This is a genomic window from Kitasatospora sp. NPDC058492 (genome assembly GCF_042720685.1).
In the GTDB taxonomy this organism is placed as follows: Bacteria; Actinomycetota; Actinomycetes; order Streptomycetales; family Streptomycetaceae; genus Kitasatospora.
Map to the genome: position 1 here is coordinate 1 of NZ_JBHXMU010000089.1, position 18,423 is coordinate 18,423.

21 protein-coding genes are annotated in these 18,423 nt (G+C 74.1%); 12 read left to right on the forward strand and 9 right to left on the reverse strand.

Annotation, left to right across the window (positions count from 1 at the left end; genetic code table 11):
• The first annotated feature begins 155 nt into the window (after window positions 1–155).
• The 4 genes from ACFWPI_RS36250 to ACFWPI_RS36265 all read left to right on the forward strand — a co-directional run bounded on the left by ACFWPI_RS36250 (window position 156) and on the right by ACFWPI_RS36265 (window position 3,443).
• Entirely contained in the window at window positions 156–1,034 is an 879-nt protein-coding gene (locus ACFWPI_RS36250) for an alpha/beta fold hydrolase (RefSeq protein ID WP_380378424.1), read from the forward strand.
• Between the two features lie 368 nt (window positions 1,035–1,402).
• Complete coding sequence (locus tag ACFWPI_RS36255; protein ID WP_159398440.1) at window positions 1,403–1,561, forward strand: hypothetical protein; 159 nt, start codon at window positions 1,403–1,405, stop codon at window positions 1,559–1,561.
• A gap of 311 nt (window positions 1,562–1,872) precedes the next feature.
• Window positions 1,873–2,511 carry a DUF6758 family protein gene (locus ACFWPI_RS36260; protein WP_380378426.1) on the forward strand — a complete coding sequence of 213 codons (639 nt, stop codon included), beginning with the start codon at window positions 1,873–1,875 and terminating at the stop codon, window positions 2,509–2,511.
• 71 nt (window positions 2,512–2,582) lie between these two features.
• The gene (locus ACFWPI_RS36265; protein ID WP_380378428.1) at window positions 2,583–3,443 is read left to right on the forward strand and encodes a PHP domain-containing protein; all 861 of its coding nucleotides are present in this window, start codon (window positions 2,583–2,585) and stop codon (window positions 3,441–3,443) included.
• Window positions 3,444–3,517: 74 nt separating this feature from the next.
• Here ACFWPI_RS36265 and ACFWPI_RS36270 read toward each other — a convergent pair whose 3' ends face one another.
• The gene (locus ACFWPI_RS36270; RefSeq protein WP_380378430.1) at window positions 3,518–4,159 is read right to left on the reverse strand and encodes a suppressor of fused domain protein; all 642 of its coding nucleotides are present in this window, start codon (window positions 4,157–4,159) and stop codon (window positions 3,518–3,520) included.
• Window positions 4,160–4,586: 427 nt separating this feature from the next.
• Here ACFWPI_RS36270 and corA point away from each other — a divergent pair, with 427 nt between their 5' ends.
• Window positions 4,587–5,708 (forward strand): magnesium/cobalt transporter CorA, encoded by a 1,122-nt coding sequence (corA, locus tag ACFWPI_RS36275; protein ID WP_350879893.1) that lies wholly within the window; start codon window positions 4,587–4,589, stop codon window positions 5,706–5,708.
• A 4-nt stretch (window positions 5,709–5,712) separates the two neighbouring features.
• Here the strand turns inward: corA and ACFWPI_RS36280 are convergent, their stop codons facing one another.
• On the reverse strand, window positions 5,713–6,639 hold the full coding sequence (locus ACFWPI_RS36280) for a DMT family transporter (RefSeq protein WP_063347926.1): 927 nt from the start codon (window positions 6,637–6,639) through the stop codon (window positions 5,713–5,715).
• 191 nt (window positions 6,640–6,830) lie between these two features.
• Here ACFWPI_RS36280 and ACFWPI_RS36285 point away from each other — a divergent pair, with 191 nt between their 5' ends.
• The 4 genes from ACFWPI_RS36285 (at window position 6,831) to ACFWPI_RS36300 (ending at window position 10,664) form a co-directional block, all read left to right on the forward strand.
• A complete protein-coding gene (locus tag ACFWPI_RS36285) occupies window positions 6,831–7,370 on the forward strand; it encodes a hypothetical protein (protein ID WP_380378433.1) in 540 nt (179 codons plus the stop codon).
• Window positions 7,371–7,499: 129 nt separating this feature from the next.
• Window positions 7,500–8,804: a magnesium transporter MgtE N-terminal domain-containing protein gene (locus tag ACFWPI_RS36290; protein ID WP_380378435.1), complete on the forward strand. Its 1,305-nt coding sequence runs from the start codon at window positions 7,500–7,502 to the stop codon at window positions 8,802–8,804.
• Window positions 8,805–8,853: 49 nt separating this feature from the next.
• Entirely contained in the window at window positions 8,854–9,447 is a 594-nt protein-coding gene (locus ACFWPI_RS36295) for a DUF1003 domain-containing protein (RefSeq protein ID WP_380378456.1), read from the forward strand.
• A gap of 56 nt (window positions 9,448–9,503) precedes the next feature.
• Complete coding sequence (locus ACFWPI_RS36300; RefSeq protein WP_063347929.1) at window positions 9,504–10,664, forward strand: Mrp/NBP35 family ATP-binding protein; 1,161 nt, start codon at window positions 9,504–9,506, stop codon at window positions 10,662–10,664.
• 70 nt (window positions 10,665–10,734) lie between these two features.
• On the opposite strand, the gene ACFWPI_RS36305 is transcribed toward ACFWPI_RS36300, so the two are convergent.
• From ACFWPI_RS36305 to sigE, 4 genes are all read right to left on the reverse strand, one after another.
• A complete protein-coding gene (locus ACFWPI_RS36305; RefSeq protein WP_063347930.1) occupies window positions 10,735–11,412 on the reverse strand; it encodes a hypothetical protein in 678 nt (225 codons plus the stop codon).
• Between the two features lie 222 nt (window positions 11,413–11,634).
• A complete protein-coding gene (locus tag ACFWPI_RS36310; RefSeq protein ID WP_063347931.1) occupies window positions 11,635–12,072 on the reverse strand; it encodes a sec-independent translocase in 438 nt (145 codons plus the stop codon).
• A gap of 154 nt (window positions 12,073–12,226) precedes the next feature.
• A complete protein-coding gene (locus ACFWPI_RS36315) occupies window positions 12,227–13,258 on the reverse strand; it encodes a zf-HC2 domain-containing protein (protein ID WP_380378436.1) in 1,032 nt (343 codons plus the stop codon).
• Window positions 13,255–13,983 (reverse strand): RNA polymerase sigma factor SigE, encoded by a 729-nt coding sequence (gene sigE, locus ACFWPI_RS36320; protein ID WP_371522687.1) that lies wholly within the window; start codon window positions 13,981–13,983, stop codon window positions 13,255–13,257. Before sigE ends, ACFWPI_RS36315 begins: the two co-directional genes overlap by 4 nt.
• 312 nt (window positions 13,984–14,295) lie before the next feature.
• Here sigE and ACFWPI_RS36325 point away from each other — a divergent pair, with 312 nt between their 5' ends.
• Window positions 14,296–14,904 carry an O-methyltransferase gene (locus tag ACFWPI_RS36325; protein ID WP_244293377.1) on the forward strand — a complete coding sequence of 203 codons (609 nt, stop codon included), beginning with the start codon at window positions 14,296–14,298 and terminating at the stop codon, window positions 14,902–14,904.
• Between the two features lie 198 nt (window positions 14,905–15,102).
• On the opposite strand, the gene ACFWPI_RS36330 is transcribed toward ACFWPI_RS36325, so the two are convergent.
• Window positions 15,103–15,270 carry a DUF3117 domain-containing protein gene (locus ACFWPI_RS36330; RefSeq protein ID WP_014137929.1) on the reverse strand — a complete coding sequence of 56 codons (168 nt, stop codon included), beginning with the start codon at window positions 15,268–15,270 and terminating at the stop codon, window positions 15,103–15,105.
• A gap of 297 nt (window positions 15,271–15,567) precedes the next feature.
• Here ACFWPI_RS36330 and ACFWPI_RS36335 point away from each other — a divergent pair, with 297 nt between their 5' ends.
• Window positions 15,568–16,368 (forward strand): enoyl-CoA hydratase-related protein, encoded by an 801-nt coding sequence (locus ACFWPI_RS36335; RefSeq protein ID WP_380378438.1) that lies wholly within the window; start codon window positions 15,568–15,570, stop codon window positions 16,366–16,368.
• Window positions 16,369–16,390: 22 nt separating this feature from the next.
• Here the strand turns inward: ACFWPI_RS36335 and ACFWPI_RS36340 are convergent, their stop codons facing one another.
• Window positions 16,391–16,984, reverse strand: coding sequence for a DNA-3-methyladenine glycosylase I (locus tag ACFWPI_RS36340; protein WP_380378439.1), 594 nt, complete (start codon window positions 16,982–16,984; stop codon window positions 16,391–16,393).
• Window positions 16,981–17,421, reverse strand: coding sequence for a DivIVA domain-containing protein (locus ACFWPI_RS36345; protein ID WP_380378440.1), 441 nt, complete (start codon window positions 17,419–17,421; stop codon window positions 16,981–16,983). Before ACFWPI_RS36345 ends, ACFWPI_RS36340 begins: the two co-directional genes overlap by 4 nt.
• Window positions 17,422–17,599: 178 nt before the next feature.
• Here ACFWPI_RS36345 and folP point away from each other — a divergent pair, with 178 nt between their 5' ends.
• Window positions 17,600–18,412, forward strand: a complete 813-nt coding sequence (gene folP / locus ACFWPI_RS36350) for a dihydropteroate synthase (protein ID WP_063351161.1) — start codon at window positions 17,600–17,602, stop codon at window positions 18,410–18,412.
• Window positions 18,413–18,423 lie beyond the last annotated feature (11 nt).

Sequence of the window (18,423 nt, forward strand, 5' to 3'; positions counted from 1 at the left end):
TCCGGCGTTCCGGCGTTCCGGCGTTCCGGCGTTCCGGCGTTCCGGCGTTCCGGCGTTCCGGCGTTCCGGCGTTCCGGCGTTCCGGCGTTCCGGCGTTCCGGCGCAGGCTGGATAGGGTCGGGGTTACCGGCCAGTCGCCCGCAGGAGAGCAGCCCATGAGCACGCCGCCGTTCCTCACCCTTCCCCGCTGCGCCCGCGCGCTGCGGCTGTCGACCAGCCGCGGCGGGTTCGCCGCGCTGCGGGCCGAGCCGGACGGGCCGGTGCGCGGCTCGGCGCTGCTGGTGCCGGGCTTCACCGGCAGCAAGGAGGACTTCATCGCCCTGCTGGAGCCGCTGGCGGCGGCCGGCTACCGGGTGACCGCCGTCGACCAGCGCGGCCAGTACGAGACCGGCGGCCCGGACGACCCGGACGCGTACGCCGTCGAGGCGCTCGGCGCGGACGTCCGGGCGCTCACCGAGGCCGTGGCCGCCGACGGCGGCGGGCCGCCGCACCTGCTGGGGCACTCCTTCGGCGGCCAGGTGGTCCGGGAGGCGGTGCTGGCCGCAGCCGCGGACGGCCCGTCGCCGTGGCGCTCGCTGACCCTGATGTCCACCGGCCCGGGCGCGATCGACCCGGCCGAGGCGGCCCGCACCAAGCTGCTGCTGGACGTGCTGCCGGTCATGAGCCTGGAGGAGATCTGGCAGGTCATGCGGCAGATGGAGGAGGGCAGCGGGGACCAGAAGCAGCGCCCGGAGCCGGCCGTCGCGGAGTTCCTGCACCGCCGCTGGCTGGCCAACGTGCCGCTGTCGCTGAGCGTCACCGGTGGTCATCTGGTCGCCGCGCCGGACCGGGTGGCCGAGCTGGCCGCCGCCACCGCCGGCCTGCCGGTGCTGGTGCTGTCCGGGGTGCGGGACTACGCCTGGCCGGTGCCGGAGCAGAACCGGATGGCGGAGCGCCTGGGGGCCCGCCGGGTGGTCGTCGAGGACGCCGGCCACTCCCCCAACGCCGAACGCCCGGCCGCCACGGCCGGGGCGCTGGCCGCGTTCTGGGCCTGAACCGGGCCGATCCGGAGAGTGGTCTGAACCACTTCTCGAAGTTCGACCGTCTTCAACACAGGACAAAAGTCGTTAGTTACGGTAATCTTTGATTCTGTCCGGGAATCATCGCCGGCCTCCGCGTCGGCGCGAATCAGCCGAAACCTGGACTTCACGGGCGGGCAACGACCCGGAAGCACCACCACGTCACCGTGGTTCACGAGGCACCAGACGCACCGGGCAAGCAGGGGGAGCCCTTGCCGCAGCAGACCGCCGCACGTACGAACCGAGCGATCCGGCCGCACCGCCGGACCCGTAGGACCCCTCAAGGGCTGGTATCCACCCAGCCTCAATCGCCCCGACCGACGGGGCAGGAACAGGAGACGCCCATGACGAAGACCATGCGCTTCGAGATCGTTCGACTGGACGACGCCAACGGCTCCGCCGCCGACCGCCTGATAGCCGACGCCGAGACCGTCCGCGAGTTCGTCCAGGCCGCCGCCCGCACCGGTGAGCGCCTGCTCATCCGCCCGTGCCCGACCGTCTGACCACGCGCGGCGCCTCCGACCGGGAGTCCTCACCCGCCGCCGACGAGCCGGGAGCGTCCGATCCGGACGTTCCGATACCCGACTGACGCCCTGTCACCGCGATCGCCGATGACGGGGCGTCAGTGTGTCCGGGCCCTGCGCCCGTCGACGTTTGCCGCCGCCCGCCACGGGACATCCCCCAACGGGAACCGCCCGTGCCGCGCCGCCCCACCCCGCGCCGAACGGGCCCCGCCACCGACAGGTGCCGCCGAGCCCTCCGTACGGGTGATCGTCCTTGACGCGGCGGTCCGGAGGGAGGAGCGTTGTCGCCTATGAGGGGCGAGCCAAGCTGCCCGAGGTGCGCCGGTCGGGTCCGCGCCCCCGGTCTGTTCTCAGACACCTGGCAGTGCGACCGGCACGGAGCCGTGCACCCGATGCAGCCCGTGCTGCCACCGAGCGTCGAAGCCCTGGGCGTCGCCGTCGCCCGCTCGCAGGTCCCCGTCTGGCTGCCCTGGCCGCTCCCGGTCGGCTGGCTCTACACCGGCATCGCCCACGTCGGCGACGACGTCTCCGGCGCCCGGGCCACCGCCGTCGCCTGCTCCGGACCGGCCCCGCTCGGCGGCTTCGGCGAGCTGGTGCTCGTCGCCGAGGAGCTGGGGGTCGGCCTCGGCGCCCGCTACGCCGGGATGCCCGGACCCGATCCGGGCGACTCCGTCGGCCTCTACAAGCCCGCCGACGCCAAGCTGCTGGCCGCCGGCCGGCCCACCCCGATGTTCCACATCCCGGACGCCCCGGCCGACCGCGCGGTGTTCGCCGGCGAGGCCCGCGGCCTCTGGCTCTGGGCGGTCGCCTGGCCCGAGCAGTCCGCCCTGGTGATGTACGACGAACTCGTCCTCACCGACCTGCGCGAGGCCGGCGCCGAACTGGACCTGCTCCCCTGCGGGGCCCTCTCCCCCCGCCTGCTGGGATAAGTCCCGTCCGGCCGGGGCCTGGCGCCCTGTCCTATCCTGGGCGGCACCCCGAGCCCCCAGGAGTCCGCCCCGTGCGCATCGACCTGCACGCCCACAGCAACGCCTCCGACGGCACCGACAGCCCGGCCGAACTGGTCGCGGCGGCCGTGGCCGCGGGCCTCGACGTCGTGGCGCTCACCGACCACGACACCGTCGCGGGCCACGCCGAGGCCGCCGGGGCGGTGCGTGCGCTGCCGGACGGCAGCCGGCTGACCGTCGTCCCGGGCGCCGAACTGTCCTGCGTGGTGGGCGGCGTCAGCATGCACCTGCTGGCGTACCTGTTCGACCCGGACGAGCCGGAGTTCGCGCGCGAGCGGGAGCTGGTGCGCACCGACCGGTTCCGGCGCGGGCGGGCGGTCGTCGAGCGCTGCCGCGAACTCGGCGCGGACATCAGCTGGGAGCAGGTGCAGCGGATCGCCGGGGCCGGCGCGGTCGGGCGCCCGCACATCGCCAGCGCGCTGGTCGAGGCGGGCGTGGTGGCCACCGTCTCGGACGCCTTCACCGCCGAGTGGCTGGCCAACGGCGCCCGGGCGGACGTCCGCAAGCACGAGACCGACCCGATCGAGGCGGTCCGGCTGGTCCGGGCCGCCGGCGGGGTGCCGGTGTTCGCCCACCCCGGCGCGGTCAAGCGCGGGCGGACCGTCCCGGACCAGGTGATCGCCGACCTCGCGGCGGCCGGGCTGGCGGCGCTGGAGGTCGACCACACCGACCACGACGAGGAGACCCGGGTGCGGCTGCGCGGCCTGGCCGGCGAACTGGGGCTGCTGGTCACCGGCTCCAGCGACTACCACGGCAGCCGCAAGACCGTCCGGCTCGGCGAGCACACCACCGATCCCGCGGTGTACGAGGCGCTGCTGGCGCAGGCCACCGGCGCGAAGCCGATCGGCGGCTGAGGGCCGCACGCCGGGGTGCGGGGGTGCGGCGGGAGCGCGGGGCCAGGACGGGAGGCCCGCGGCCTGAGCCCCGGTCAGTCCAGCCGGACGCCGCGGCGGTCCGGGTCGCGCAGGTCGGCGCCCTGGTCCAGCCAGCGCTCCTGGAGCGCGGCCGCGCCGTGCACCCGCTTCCAGCCGGCCTCGTTGGGCGTCATCGGCAGCAGCGGCAGGAAGCGGACCGGGTCGGCCGGCTCGTCCAGCTCCAGGTCCGGCACCAGGCCGCCCGGCTCGGCGGCCAGCACCGAGGTGAACGGCGCGCCGTCCCACAGCGGGGCGCCGCGGTCCAGCGAGCCGCCGGGGGCCACCACCAGTCCCTCGACCTGCGGGGTCGCGGCCAGGGTGGCCAGGCTGCGCAGCACGCTGTCGCGCCCGCCGCGGACGGTCAGCACCAGTTCGGCGCGCGGGCCGCGCAGTTGGTCGGCCACCGGTGCGGTCGGGTCGGCCATCGGCGCGGCGGCCATGCCGAGCGTCGCGTACCGGACCAGGCCGTCGGCGTCCGGGCCGAAGCGCAGCACCTCGATCCGGTCGGTGCCGAGGAAGGTGACCGCGGCGCGGCCGCTCGGCTCGCCGAAGGTGGTGATCAGCCGGGCCTCGACGGCGGCCAGCACCGCCTCCCGGGAGAGCGCCGGGGAGCTGCCGCCGTGGGGTTCGCCGAAGAGCGGGAAGTCGTGCGCCATGCCGGTGAGCGTAACCCCCGGGGGCGGGCCGGCCGTGTGCGGGCGGCCCGGGCAAAGCCTCGGGAAAGCCCGGGGCGCCGATGGTCGGTCAGATGTTAGGGTGAGCGACTGGCCACCGGAAATCCTCAGGTTCCCGGGGCGGCGGCACGAAGGAGGTGGTTGCGGTGGATACCGGCCGACCATGCAGTACCGGCAGCTCTACCCGGCCCCGACTTCCCCGTACCCCTCGCCACGCAGGCTGAACCGGCTGAACCAGCCGAGGTAGCCCGGGCAGGCCGGACGCGGACGAACCGGCCGGGAGAGCACCCTCACCCCCCTTCACCGGTGTTCTTCGCCGTCGCACCACGGCCGCCCGATCCTCCCCCGCCTTCCGACCGGGGGGACCCCGACGCCGCTGTGCGGCGGCTCCTGTTCCAGGGAGCCTGCCATGTCGATGATCAACAGCCTGCGCGCCGCCGTCCGCACCAACCGCCGCCGCTCCGCGGTCGGCGCGTACGACGCCGTCCCGGCGGGCGCCGGCTCGGCGGTCGTCGACTGCGCGGTGTACCAGCACGGCAAGCGCCACGGCGAGACCTGCAGCCCCCGCGAGGCCGCCCGCCGGATCAAGGCCGCACACCAACTCCCGGACGGGGACGGCTCGTTCAGCTGGATCGGGCTGCACGAGCCGACCGAGGCCGAGTTCGAGGGCATCGCCCAGCGCTTCGGCCTGCACCCGCTCGCAGTCGAGGACGCGGTGCACGCGCACCAGCGGCCCAAGGTCGAGCGCTACGACGACGTGCTGTTCGCCGTCTTCAAGACCATCCGCTACGTCGAGCACGACCAGCTCACCCCGACCAGCGAGGTGGTGGAGACCGGCGAGCTGATGGTCTTCGCCGGGCGGGACTTCGTGATCACCGTCCGGCACGGCGGCCACGGCTCGCTGCAGGAGCTGCGGCACCGGCTGGAGGCCGACGCGGACGAGTCCGGACTGCTCGCCAAGGGCCCGTCCGCGGTGCTGCACGCGATCGCCGACCACGTCGTGGACAACTACCTGCTGGTCTCCGAGCGGCTGCAGAACGACGTGGACGAGATCGAGTACGGCGTCTTCTCGGCCAAGGGCGGGCGCAGCGCCGACGTCGGCCGGGTGTACCAACTCAAGCGCGAGGTACTGGAGTTCAAGCGGGCCGTGGTGCCGCTGCTGCGCCCGATGCAGCAGTTGTCCGAGCCGCTGCAGCGCCTCGTCGACCCGGACATCCAGAAGTACTTCCGGGACGTCGCCGACCACCTGGCCCGGGTCACCGAGCAGGTGCACGGCTTCGACGAACTGCTGAACTCGCTGCTCCAGGCCAACCTGGCACAGGTCTCGGTGGCGCAGAACGAGGACATGCGCAAGATCACCGCCTGGGCGGCGATCTTCGCCGTGCCCACCATGATCACCGGCGTGTACGGCATGAACTTCGAGTACATGCCCGAGCTGCACCACAAGTACGGCTATCCGATGGTGCTCGGCGCCATCATGCTGATCTGCGTCGGGATGTACCGGGGCTTTCGCCGCAACGGCTGGCTGTAAGCCACTACCGCCGGCCGCCACGGGCGACCAGGACCAGGCCCACCAGGATCAGCACCACCGCCGGATACGCCGCCACCGGGGGCCACTGGCCGAGCCAGAGGGCGGCGATCAGGGCCGCGCCCGGCGTCTCCAGCAGGATCGCGGTGGAGGTGATCGACGGGCCGAGGCTGCGCACCACGCGGTTGCTCAGCGAGTGGCCGAGCAGTTGGGCGGCGACCATCAGCAGCACGATCTGCCACCACACCCCGGCCGGCCAGCCGGCCAGCGGCGTCCCCGCGACCAGGCAGATCGCCAGCAGGCCCACCGCGGTGGTGGCGTAGCAGACCAGCGTGTACGCGGTGGTGCTGACGGTCTTGCGGACCTCCGCGCCCAGCAGCATGTACCCGGCGGCGGCCAGGCCCGCGCCGAGGGCGAGCGCGTCGCCGAGCAGCGCGCGCGGGGAGAGCGAGAGGTCGACGCCGGTCAGCACCAGCACGCCGGCGAAGGCCACGCCCGTACCGAGCCAGACCATCCGGGGGGCGCGGACGCCGAGCAGTCGCATCAGCAGGATGGTCCACAGCGGGGTGGTGGTGACCAGGGCGGTCGCCGAGGCCACCGAGGTCATCCGCAGGCTGGGCATCCAGAGCGCGAAGTGCACGGCGAGCAGTACGCCCGCCGCGATCGCGAGCAGCAGCGCCCGCCGGCCGATCCCGCGCAGTTCGGCGCGGTGGCGCAGCAGCGCGTACGGGCCGAGGACCCCGACCGACATGACGTTGCGCCAGAACGCGATCGCCAGCGCGGGCGCGGCGGTGGCGCTGATCAGCGGGCCGGACAGCGAGATGCCGGCGATGGAGACGGCGAGCAGCAGCAGGTCGGCGGTGGGGAGCGGGTGCGCCGGCTCGGTGGCGGTGGCGGCTGGTGCGGGGGCGGTCGCGGGCCGGGCGGCGGGCACGGCGCTCCTCTGCTGGTCACGTGGGCTGGGGCGAGGCGGGGGCCGGACTGAACCGGGCTGGGGCTGGACCGGGCCGGGCTGGACCAGGCCGGGGCTGGGCGCTCCTACGGTAAGGCCCGTGGCTAGCCGATGGAACTGTCGCCCGACGATTGAGACAACTCGTGGACGGCGGAGGTCGTACGCTGGGCGCCATGGACCGTACGCCCGCCGCCGCGACCGCCGACGACTTCCTCGACCAGGCCCTGCTGGAGGAGGCCGCGAAGAAGTCCGGCCTCCTCTGGGTCCGCGCGGACGGCCAGGAGCAGGCCCGCCCGCTCTGGCACGCCTGGCACGACGGCGCCGTGGTGGTGGTCGGCGAGGGCGGCGAGCAGCCGCTGCACGGCCTGACCGCCGGAGCCGGCGCGGTGGTGACCGTCCGCAGCAAGGACAAGGGCGGCCGGCTGACCGGCTGGAGCGCCCGGGTCTCGGAGCTGGCCCCGGGCGGCGAGGCCTGGCTGGGCGCCGTCGAGGAGCTCAAGGGCAAGCGGCTGAACGCGCCCGACACCGACACCATCACCGACCGCTGGGCCCGCGAGTGCCGGGTGCTGCGCCTGGAGCCCGCCGGTGCGCTGACCGAGCGTCCGGGCGCGATGCCGGACGGCTCGCACGCCGCCCAGCCGATGCCCACCGCGGCCACCACCCGCCGCCCCGTCCCGGCCGGTCTGCCCAAACTGCTGTTCAAGCGCCGCTAAAGATTCACGCCCGGGACTCCTCGGCTGTGTACCGTGCCTCGTCGGGCCGGGCTCGCGACACGCGGGTAGCCTTGCCCGCAGGTGCGCCCCGGCGTACCCGGCACGGCGTCGAACGAGTAGAGGGAGTTCATGGCAGGGCCAGGTACCCGGGTCTTCATCTCCCACCTCTCCGCCCTCGCCGTCTTCGACCCGAACGGCGACCAGGTCGGCCGGGTCCGTGACGTCGTCGTCTCGCTGCGGCTCGGCGGCCGCCCGCCGCGGGTCCTGGGCCTGGTGGTCGAGGTGGTCGGCCGGCGCCGGATCTTCCTGCCGATGACCCGGGTGACCAGCCTGGAGTCCGGCCAGGTGCTCGCCACCGGCGTGATCAACCTGCGGCGCTTCGAGCAGCGCCCGTCCGAGACCCTGGTGCTCGCCGAGCTGCTGGACCGCACCGTCACCTGGTCCAAGACCGGTGAGGACGTCACCGTGCTGGACGTCGGGATGGTGCAGACCCGGATACGCGAGTGGGAGATCAGCAAGGTCTTCGTCCAGGTCGGCCGGGCCGGCCGGCTGCGCAAGGGCAAGGGCGAGCGGCTCACCCTGGACTGGCAGGACGTCACCGGCTTCACGCTGCCCGAGCAGGACCAGGGCGCCGCCAACCTGCTCGCCACCTTCGACCAGCTGCGCGCCGCCGACCTCGCCAGCGTCATGCACCACCTGTCCGCCAAGCGCCGCGCCGAGGTGGCCGCCGCGCTCGACGACGAGCGGCTCGCCGACGTCCTGGAGGAGCTGCCCGAGGACGACCAGGTCGAGATCATCGGCAAGCTCAAGGACGAACGCGCCGCCGACGTCCTGGAGGCGATGGACCCGGACGACGCCGCCGACCTGCTCTCCGAACTGCCCGCCGACGAGGCCGAGCGGCTGCTCCAGCTGATGGAGCCGGAGGAGGCCGAGCCCGTCCGCCGCCTGCTGTCGTACGAGGAGAACACCGCCGGCGGTCTGATGACCACCGAGCCGGTCGTGCTGGAGCCGGACGCGACCGTGGCCGAGGCGCTCGCCCGCATCCGGGTCTCCGACCACAAGCCCGCGCTCGCCGCGCAGGTGTACGTCTGCCGGCCGCCGAACGAGACCCCGACCGGCAAGTACCTGGGCACCGTGCACTTCCAGCGGCTGCTGCGCGAGCCGCCGTACGTGCTGGTCGGCTCGCTGGTCGACGACGACCTGGACCCGCTGCCGCCGGACACCCCGCTGTCGCTGATCACCAGCTACCTGGCGACCTACAACCTGGTGTCCGCGCCGGTCGTCGACGAGGCCGACCACCTGCTCGGCGCGGTGACCGTCGACGACGTGCTCGACCACCTGCTGCCGGAGGACTGGCGCGAGTCCGTCCTGCACGGCCACGACGACACGGACGACACGGACGGCACGAGGGAAGAGGTGCACGGTGGACGCTGACCGCAAGGGGCGGCGGGACGAGTCCCCCCGCCAACGCATCCAGAGCGAACTGCGGGAACTGCGCCAGCTGCGCGAACTGCGCGGCCGGGAGGGCGGCCGGGAGCGGCGCGCCGAGATCTCCGTGGCCGGCCCGGCCCGCACCCGGCTCGACCAGCCCCGCACCGCCAGGCCCGGGCTGATCTCGCTGCCCGCCTACGACCCGGAGGCGTTCGGCAAGCTCTCCGAACGGATCGCGCGGTTCCTGGGCACCGGCCGCTTCATCGTCTGGATGACGGTGGTGATCATCATCTGGGTGGCCTGGAACACCCTGCTGCCGGACAACGTGCGCTTCGACAGCTACCCCTTCATCTTCCTCACCCTGGTGCTGTCCCTCCAGGCCTCCTACGCGGCCCCGCTGATCCTGCTCGCGCAGAACCGCCAGGACAACCGGGACCGGGTCAACATGGAGCAGGACCGGGCCCGCAGCGACCGCAACATCGCGGACACCGAGTACCTGACCCGCGAGGTCGCGGCCCTGCGGCACGGTCTCGGCGAGGTCGCCACCAGGGCCTTCATCGCCTCGGAGCTGGGCAGTATCCGCTCCGAACTCCAGTCCCTGCTCAAGGAGATCGAGGAGCGCCGGGAGCCCTCCGGGACGCTGTGACCGGCGGCACGCTACCGGCGGGTTAGGGGATCCCCCGAGCGCCGTACCATCAAGGCATGGCCAACGAGACAGAGGTCGCGGCCGGCGTCACGGAGGAGTCCGTACGCCAGGCGCTGGCGACCGTCAACGACCCGGAGATCAACCGCCCGATCACCGAGATCGGCATGGTGAAATCGGTCGGGATCGCCGAGGACGGCGCGGTGCGCGTCGCGGTCTACCTGACCGTCTCCGGCTGCCCGATGCGCGACACCATCGTCACCCGGGTCCGCGAAGCGGTCGGCCGCGTGCCCGGTGTGACCGGCGTCGAGGTCGAGCTCGACGTGATGAGCGACGAGCAGCGCAAGGAGCTCTCCCAGCTGCTGCGCGGCGGCGCCCCCGAGCGGGAGATCCCGTTCGCCAAGCCGGGCACGCTGACCCGGGTCTACGCCGTCGCCTCCGGCAAGGGCGGCGTCGGCAAGTCCTCCGTCACGGTCAACCTGGCCGCCGCGATGGCCGCCGACGGCCTGAAGGTCGCCGTCGTGGACGCCGACATCTACGGCCACAGCGTGCCCCGCATGCTCGGCGTCGAGGGCCGGCCCACCCAGGTCCAGGACATGATCATGCCGCCGCAGTCGCACGGCGTGAAGGTCATCTCGATCGGCATGTTCACCCCGGGCAACGCCCCGGTGGTCTGGCGCGGCCCGATGCTGCACCGCGCGCTCCAGCAGTTCCTCGCCGACGTCTACTGGGGCGACCTGGACGTCCTGCTGCTGGACCTGCCGCCCGGCACCGGCGACATCGCGATCTCGGTGGCCCAGCTGGTCCCCAACGCGGAGATCCTGATCGTCACCACCCCGCAGATGGCCGCCGCCGAGGTGGCCGAGCGGGCCGGCACCATCGCGGTGCAGACCCACCAGAAGATCGTCGGCGTGATCGAGAACATGTCCGGCATGCCGTGCCCGCACTGCGACGAGATGATCGACGTCTTCGGCACCGGCGGCGGCCAGACCGTCGCGGACGCGCTCACCCGCACCGTCGGCGCGACCGTCCCGGTGCTCGGCTCGATCCCGATCGACGTGCGCCTGCGCGAGGGCGGCGACGACGGCCGCCCGGTCGTGCTCGCCGCCCCCGACTCCCCGGCCGGCGCCGCCCTGCGCGCCGTCGCCGGCAAGCTCGGCGGCCGCCAGCGCGGCCTCTCCGGGCTCTCCCTCGGGCTGACCCCGAAGAACAAGTTCTGACGACGCGTCGCCGAAGGGGCCGGGTGGTTCGACCACCCGGCCCCTTCGGCGTGCTCGGCGTCCTCGCGCCCTACGGGCGGGTGTAGGCGGTCAGGTCGGGGGCGGTGGCGAAGCCGGCGCCGTAGGCGCTGACGCCGCGGCCGTAGGCACCGAGCAGGACGCCGGGGGCCTCGCCGGCGAGCACCCAGCCGTACTCGGACTCGCGGTAGCGGAAGGGCTGCGGCAGGCCGTTCACCGGGAGGCTGAGGGTGGACCAGCCGGGGCCGGCCAGGTCGTCGGCGAGGTCCCACGCGAGGGTGCTCTGCTGGTCCAGCCAGTCCTGGCGCAGCGCGCGGTCGAGCTGGCCGGGCCAGGTCGAGGCGAGCAGGCCCGAGCCGGCCAGCCAGGCGGCGGAGGAGGCGGAGGTCGCCTCCAGGGTGCCGGTGTTGTCGGCGCTGCGGCGGCTGTCCCGGCGGGCCACCGTGACCACGACCGCGAACCTGCGCATGTCGCGCGGCTCGTACTGCCTGGCCGGCTCCTCGCCGTGGCCGAGGCTGCCGTAGTCGACGCTGCCGGGCGCCCCGGCCCGGGGGCCTCCGGCGCCGGCCTGCATCAGGTAGCGGCGGCCGGTCCAGCCGTCGTCCAGGCCGTACCAGGGGAAGTCGGCGGACAGGTAGGGCACCAGCGGGTCCGCCGGGCCGGCCTGTCCGCCGACCACCGGTCCGCCGGCCGTGGCCGTCGTCCCCACCGCCTGACTCGTCGCGTCCATCCCCGGGCCTCCTCAAACACACGTTTGCCTGCCGTGGCGCGCTCCCATCGTGGCGTACCGCGGCGTTCCCGGGAGCCGTTCCTGGTCCGCGACAGCGCGGAATGTGACGGACGGCTCAGCGGGAACAATCAGCACAATAGCGGCGCACACGCCGCCGCCCCGCTCAGCCGGGCGGCCGGGCGGGGCGGTGGCGTGGTCGTACGGGGCGTGACCGGGGGCCGGTCAGGTCGCGTCGGGGTCGAACGGGGGCCGCTCGCCGGGCTGCAACGGCGCCCCGGTGGAGGCCGCCACCGGGGCGGCGGCCTTCTCGAAGCTGACGCTGCCGTTGCGGCCGTTCACCGGCGCCGCCGGCTTGTCGTCCAGGACGGAGCGGATGTCGAGCGAGTCCTTCATCTCCTTGAGGCCCAGCGGGTCCTCCTCGTCGCCCAGGAGCTGCTTGCGGACGAAGGTCTTGGGGTTCAGGTCCTCGAACTCGAAGTCCTTGAACTCGGGGCCCAGCTCGCTGCGGATGTCCTCCTTCGCGTTGTCGGCGAAGGAACGGACCTTCCGGATGAAGCCCATGGTGTCCTGGATCAGCTTCGGGAGCTTGTCGGGGCCGAAGATGATGATCGCCATCACGGCCAGGGTCAGGATCTCCAGCCCGCCTACATCGCTGAACACCTAAGCTCCCTAGCTCGTCGGACGACGGTCCCTACAGGGTAATGGCCATCGGCGGGTCCATGGTCCACGCTGCGATGAAGCCGTGGTAAAGACCTGCCGATGGCCGAGATCGTCGCGACCGGGGCGCGAGCGGCGCTCCAGGCCCGGACAGGGCCTAGCGGGTCTGCTGGCGCAGTGCGGGCAGGCCGCCCGAGTTTCGCTCCGAGGCCGGCGGCGGCGTCGCGTCGCGGGTCGCGGCGACGGGGTGGGCCGGGAAGTCCACCGGGATCTGCGCGGTCATCGGGACCAGGCCCCCGCCGCGGCCCGTGCCGCCGCTGTTGCCGACCGTGCTGACCGGGTTGCCGTGCTGGTCCTCGCTCTGCGCGCTGAGGCCGCCGACCCCGCCGAGCGTGACCGCGGCGACCGAGAAGGCGCCCGCGGCGGCGAAGACGAAGCGGCGCCCGCGCGGCGCGGCGGAGCGTACGGCGGCGGCGGCCGGGCGGGGCCGGGCGGGGCTCTCGGGGCGGGCCGCGGCCTCGGGGCGGCCGTTGCGCCGGCCCATCAGGGGCCGCAGCACCGCGCCGCCGCGCCCGAACGCCCGCGGGTCGACCCCGGGCACCGGGGTGTCGGCGCCGAGCGCGCCCGTGCCGAAGGAGGCGCCTGCGCCGCGGCCGAAGGAGCCGCCGGTGAGCCGGCTGCCGCCGAGCGTGCCGCCGGCCGCGACCCCGCCGCCGGGCAGGTCGTCGTCGTCACCGCGGCTGCCGCGCCCGACGGGCCAGTCGGCCTCCGCCGGATCGTCCGCTGGCAGGGCGCCGACGGCCATCAGCCGGGCCATCAGGCCGGAGGACGGCCCGGGGGTGCCGGTGCGGGTCAGCAGGTGCTTGACGGCCCGGCCCGCGTCGACCTCGGCGAGGCACTGCGGGCAGGTCGCCAGGTGGGCCTGGACGCGATCGCGCGAGTCGTGGCCGAGTTCGCCGTCCAGGAACGCGGAGAGGCGCTCACCGAGGTGGTGCTCCTCGGCGGCCGGCTCGGCGGGGCGCACCGGCACCGCGCGCAGCGCCGTCTCGCCCGGCAGCGGGAGCGCGGGCAGGACGGGCTCGCCCGGTTCGTCGCCGCCGCGGCGGCCGGGCAGGGCCCAGCCCCGCCTGGCCGCCGACCGGCCGGACGGGTCCGGCTGGCCCGGCCCGGACCGGCCGGTTCCGCTCACGATCGCCTCCGTCCGCGCGCACCCGGCGCGAGCGCGCCCTCGACGGCGGCGCCGACCGGCACCGGCTCCTCCGAGCCGCCGCGGCGCTCGCGCCCGGGGGCCGAGCCGGGGGCACGGTGCTTGAGCGCGGCGCGCAGGTGCGAGCGGCCGCGGTGGATGCGGCTGCGGACGGTGCCGAGCTTGACGCCCAGCGTGGCGGCGATCTCCTCGTAGGACAGTCCCTCGATGTCGCAGAGCACCACGGCGGCGCGGAACTCCGGGGCGAGGGTGTCCAGGGCGTGCTGCACGTCGGCGTCGAAGTGGGTGTCGCTGAAGTGCTGGGCCGGGCTGGGCTCGCGGGAGGCGAGCCGCTCGGCCGCGTCCTCGCCGAGCGCGTCGAAGCGGATGCGCTGGCGGCGGCGGACCATGTCCAGGAACAGGTTGGTGGTGATCCGGTGCAGCCAGCCCTCGAACGTGCCGGGGGTGTAGGTGGACAGCGAACGGAACACCCGGACGAAGACCTCCTGGGTGAGGTCCTCGGCGTCGTGCTGGTTTCCCGTCAGGCGGTACGCGAGGCGGTAGACCCGGGCGCTGTGCGCCTCGACGATCTCCTCCCAGGAGGGCGGAGTCCAGGTCTGCGCGTCGGGGCCCTCGGTGAAGGTCGCGAGGGCGGGGGCCTCGGTGGTACCGGCGGCCGGCGTTGCGGCGGCGGGCTGGTCCAGGTCGGAGTGCGCAGGCTGGTTCATCACGGGCTTCGGCGTACGGGCCGACGCGGTGCAGCGGGAGTGCCGCCGCACGGGGACGTCGCCCTCGGCCACACCTCCTCGGTCGGCTCTTCTGCCCAGCAGGGCCACCACCATATCCACCTCACCCGTCAAGCCCGGATAAAAGTGCCCGGGAGGTCTCCCGTACCCGGTCCTTCGTGACAACGGCCCGCCGCCGTACGCGGTTCCCGGTCGGCCAGTAATCTGTGCCAGGAAATATCGACTTCCCTCGGCACCGGGCCGTAACCCGGGGCTCCGAAAGAGGCAGCCATCAGCGAGTTCGGGCCCGAGCGTGTGGCCCTCGCCGACACCTACGTCGGCGAGGACGCGGTGCTGACCTACGCCCGGGCGCAGTCCGCGCGCACCGGGATACGGGCGATCGGGCCCAGCGGCGGGGCGTGCCTGCGGCTGCTGGCCGCGGCACTGGACGCCAAGGCGGTGGCCGAGATCGGCACCGGGACGGGCGTCTCCGGGGTCTACCTGCTGCGCGGCATGCGGCCGGACGGCGTGCTCACCACGGTGGACTCCGAACCGGTGCGCCAGCAGCTGGCCCGCGAGGCGTACCACGCGGCCGGATTCGCGGCCAACCGCTCGCGGTTCATACCGGGCCGGGCGCTGGAGGTGCTGCCCCGGCTCGCCGACGGCCAGTACGACCTGGTGTTCTGCGACGGCGACCCGGCCGAGTCCCGGGAGTACCTGCTGGAGTCGCTGCGGCTGCTGCGGCCGGGCGGGATGGTCTGCTTCGAGGGGGTGTTCCAGGAGGGCCGGCTGGCCGAGCCGGAGCTGCAGGACCCCCAGACGGGCGCGGTGCGCGACCTGGTCCGGGACGTCCGGGAGAGCGAGGCGCTGCTGCCGGCGCTGCTGCCGGTCTCGGACGGGCTGCTCTGCGCCATCAAGCGGTAGGACCGTCGAGCGGCAGGGCCGTCAGGCAGTGGGACCGTCAGGTGGCGGTCCCGCCGCCTCAGGCCGCGGCCGCCGGGCGCCTGACGCGCCGGGCCCTTGAACGCCGCAGGGCCCCAAACGCCGCGGGGCCCGGGCCGACATGACGTCGTACCCGGGCCCGGCAGCACATCTCCAGGAGATGACGAGCACCCGCTGCGGTCAGCCGCAGGCCTTCTTCAGGGCCTCGCCGAGGGCGTCGGCCTCGTCAGGTGTGAGCTCCACCACAAGGCGTCCGCCGCCTTCGAGCGGAACGCGCATGATGATGCCCCGTCCCTCTTTGGTGACTTCGAGCGGGCCGTCACCCGTCCGCGGCTTCATGGCCGCCATGCTCGTTCCCCTTCCTGCAACCGCTCAGCTACGCACCGGCAGTCCGTCCACCGCCGGTATCGAACGCATTGATCGGAAGCCATTATCCCGCATGCCACGGGCTGATGACCAACATCACTCTCGGTGCAACATCGGCCGGACCGCCCCCAAGCGCCGCAATTGCCGTCATAAGCCCCGGCGTGGCGGCGGTGCGCGGGCCGCCGAAAGGTGCGATACCTCACACTCCCCACCCGGCCGTCCGCTCCGGCATCCTGGCACTCGACCGACACCGAGCCGACCACCGGGGAGCCCTCGCCCATGTCCGATTCCGTGCTGTACGAGCTGGACGGCGGCCTGGCCGTCATCACCATCAACCGCCCGGAGGCGATGAACGCCCTCGACGTAGCGACCAAGATCGCACTGCGGGACGCCGTGGCCGCCGCGGCCGCGGACCCGGCGGCGCGGGCGGTACTGCTGACCGGGTCCGGCGAGCGCGCGTTCTGCGTCGGGCAGGACCTGAACGAGCACCTGACGATGCTGAAGCGGGCCGACGAGACCGGCGAGGGCGCGCTGCGCACCGTCGCCGAGCACTACAACCCGCTGGTGCGGGCGCTGGCCGGGATGCGCAAGCCGACCGTCGCCGCGGTCGGCGGGGTGGCGGCCGGCGCGGGCGCCTCGCTGGCCTTCGCCTGCGACTTCCGGGTCCTCTCCGACCGGGCCGGCTTCAACACCGCCTTCGCCGGGATCGCCCTGACCGCCGACTCGGGCGCCTCCTGGACGCTGCCCCGGCTGGTCGGGCACGCCAGGGCCACCGAGCTGCTGATGCTGCCCCGGACGGTCAAGGCCGCCGAGGCGCTGGAGCTGGGCCTGGCCACCAGGGTGGTGCCGGCCGGGGAGCTCGCCGCCACCGCGCGGGCCTTCGCCCAGGAGCTGGCCGCGGGCCCCACGGTGGCCTACGGCGCCATCAAGGAGTCGCTGGCGTACGGCGCCTCGCACTCGCTGGACGAACTGCTCGACAAGGAGGACGAGCTGCAGACCCTGGCCGGCGAGAGCGAGGACCACCGGATCGCGGTCCGCGCCTTCATCGCCAAGGAGAAGCCGCAGTACCTGGGCCGCTAGGCCCCAGGCCCTGCCCGACCGGTCAGACCGGGCGCGCGGTGCGGACGTGGCAGTCCGCCAGGTGGTCGTCGACCAGGCCGCAGGCCTGCATCAGGGCGTAGGCGGTGGTCGGGCCGACGAAGCGGAAGCCCTCCTTCTTCAGGGCCTTCGCGAGCGCGGTCGACTCGGGCGTGACGGCCGGCACCTCCCCCGTCGTGCGGGGGGCCGGCCGGTCCGGGGCTCCGGCGAACTGCCAGATCAGCGCGTCCAGCCCGCCGTCCAGGTCGCGGGCGACCCGGGCGTTGGCGATGGCGGCCTGGATCTTGGCCCGGTTGCGGATGATGCCGGTGTCGGCGAGCAGCCGCTCCACGTCCGCCTCGCCGAACTCGGCGACCTCGGCGATCCCGAAGCCGGCGAACGCGGCCCGGAAGCCCTCCCGGCGGCGCAGGATGGTCAGCCAGGACAGCCCGGACTGGAACGCCTCCAGGCAGACCCGCTCGAACAGGGCGTCGTCGCCGTGCACCGGACGGCCCCACTCGGTGTCGTGGTAGGCCCGGTAGTCGTCGGTCGACTCGCCCCAGGCGCAGCGGCGCAGGCCGTCCGCGCCGAGCACCGCGCCCTCGGTGAGGGCGGTCACCGGTCGTTCACCGGTTTCGCGTCCTCGGGCTGCTCCTGCTCGGGCCGCTCCTTGGTGAGCGCGACGGCCGGCTCGACCACCTTCGCGAACTCCTCCAGGCCGGGCAGCGGTTCGGCGCCGGCGTCCGGGCCGTCGGTCGCCTCGACCGCGCCGCGCAGGTGGCCGGCGGCCTCCAGTTCGGCGATCCGCGAGTCGCGGTAGGCGAGTTCGGCGCCGAGGCGGTCCAGGACGTCGTCGACCTCGTCCATCCGGTAGCCGCGGACGGCCATCGGCAGCCGCAGGTCGTCGACGTCCGCCTTGCTCAGCGGACGGTCCTGCGGCAGCCGGGCCGCGAGGCGGTCCTGCACCGCCTCCGGCATCGAGCCGCCCCCGCCGAGCGCCACCAGCGCGGCGCCGCCGACCACCACGGCCATGGCGACCACGATCACCCAGAACACGAGCTGTCCTCCCGAACTCCCGGCCGGCCTGCTGCGAAGTGCCCCCGACCAAACTGATCATGACAGCATGGTCCCTGTGAGGCCGGGGGCCATCATCGCACCCGCAGCAGCTGTGGAGGAGACATCGGTGGCACTGCGCCTGGGACCGCGGGAATTCGGTGACGACGAGCTGGTGATCATGGCGATCGTCAACCGGACGCCGGACTCGTTCTTCGACAAGGGGGCGACCTTCGCGGACGAGGCCGCGTTCGCCGCCGCCGACCGCGCGATGGCCGAGGGCGCGGCGATCCTGGACATCGGCGGGGTGAAGGCCGGGCCCGGTGACGAGGTCACGGTGGAGGAGGAACTGCGGCGCACCGTGCCCTTCGTCGCCGAGTTGCGCAAGCGCCACCCGGAGGCCGTGATCAGCGTCGACACCTGGCGGCACGAGGTCGGCGAGGCCGTCTGCGAGGTGGGCGCCGACCTGCTGAACGACGCCTGGGGCGGGGTGGACCCGAAGCTCGCCGAGGTGGCCGCGCGCCACGACGTCGGGCTGGTCTGCACGCACGCGGGCGGCGCCGAGCCGCGCACCCGGCCGCACCGGGTCGGCTACCAGGACGTGATGGCGGACATCCTGCGGGTGACCGTCGGGCTGGCCGAGCGGGCGGTGGAGCTGGGCGTGCGGCGGGACGCGGTGATCATCGACCCGGGGCACGACTTCGGCAAGAACACCCGGCACTCGCTGGAGGCCACCCGGCGGCTGCCGGAGATGACCGCGACCGGCTTCCCGGTGCTGGTCTCGCTGTCCAACAAGGACTTCGTCGGCGAGACGCTGGACCGGCCGGTGAACGAGCGGCTGCTCGGCACCCTGGCCACCACCGCGGTCTCGGCCTGGCTGGGCGCGCAGGTCTACCGGGTCCACCAGGTCGCGGAGACCCGCCAGGTGCTGGACATGGTCGCCTCGATCCGGGGCACCCGCCCCCCGGCGGTCGCCCGCCGGGGGCTGGCGTAGGCGGCCCGGAG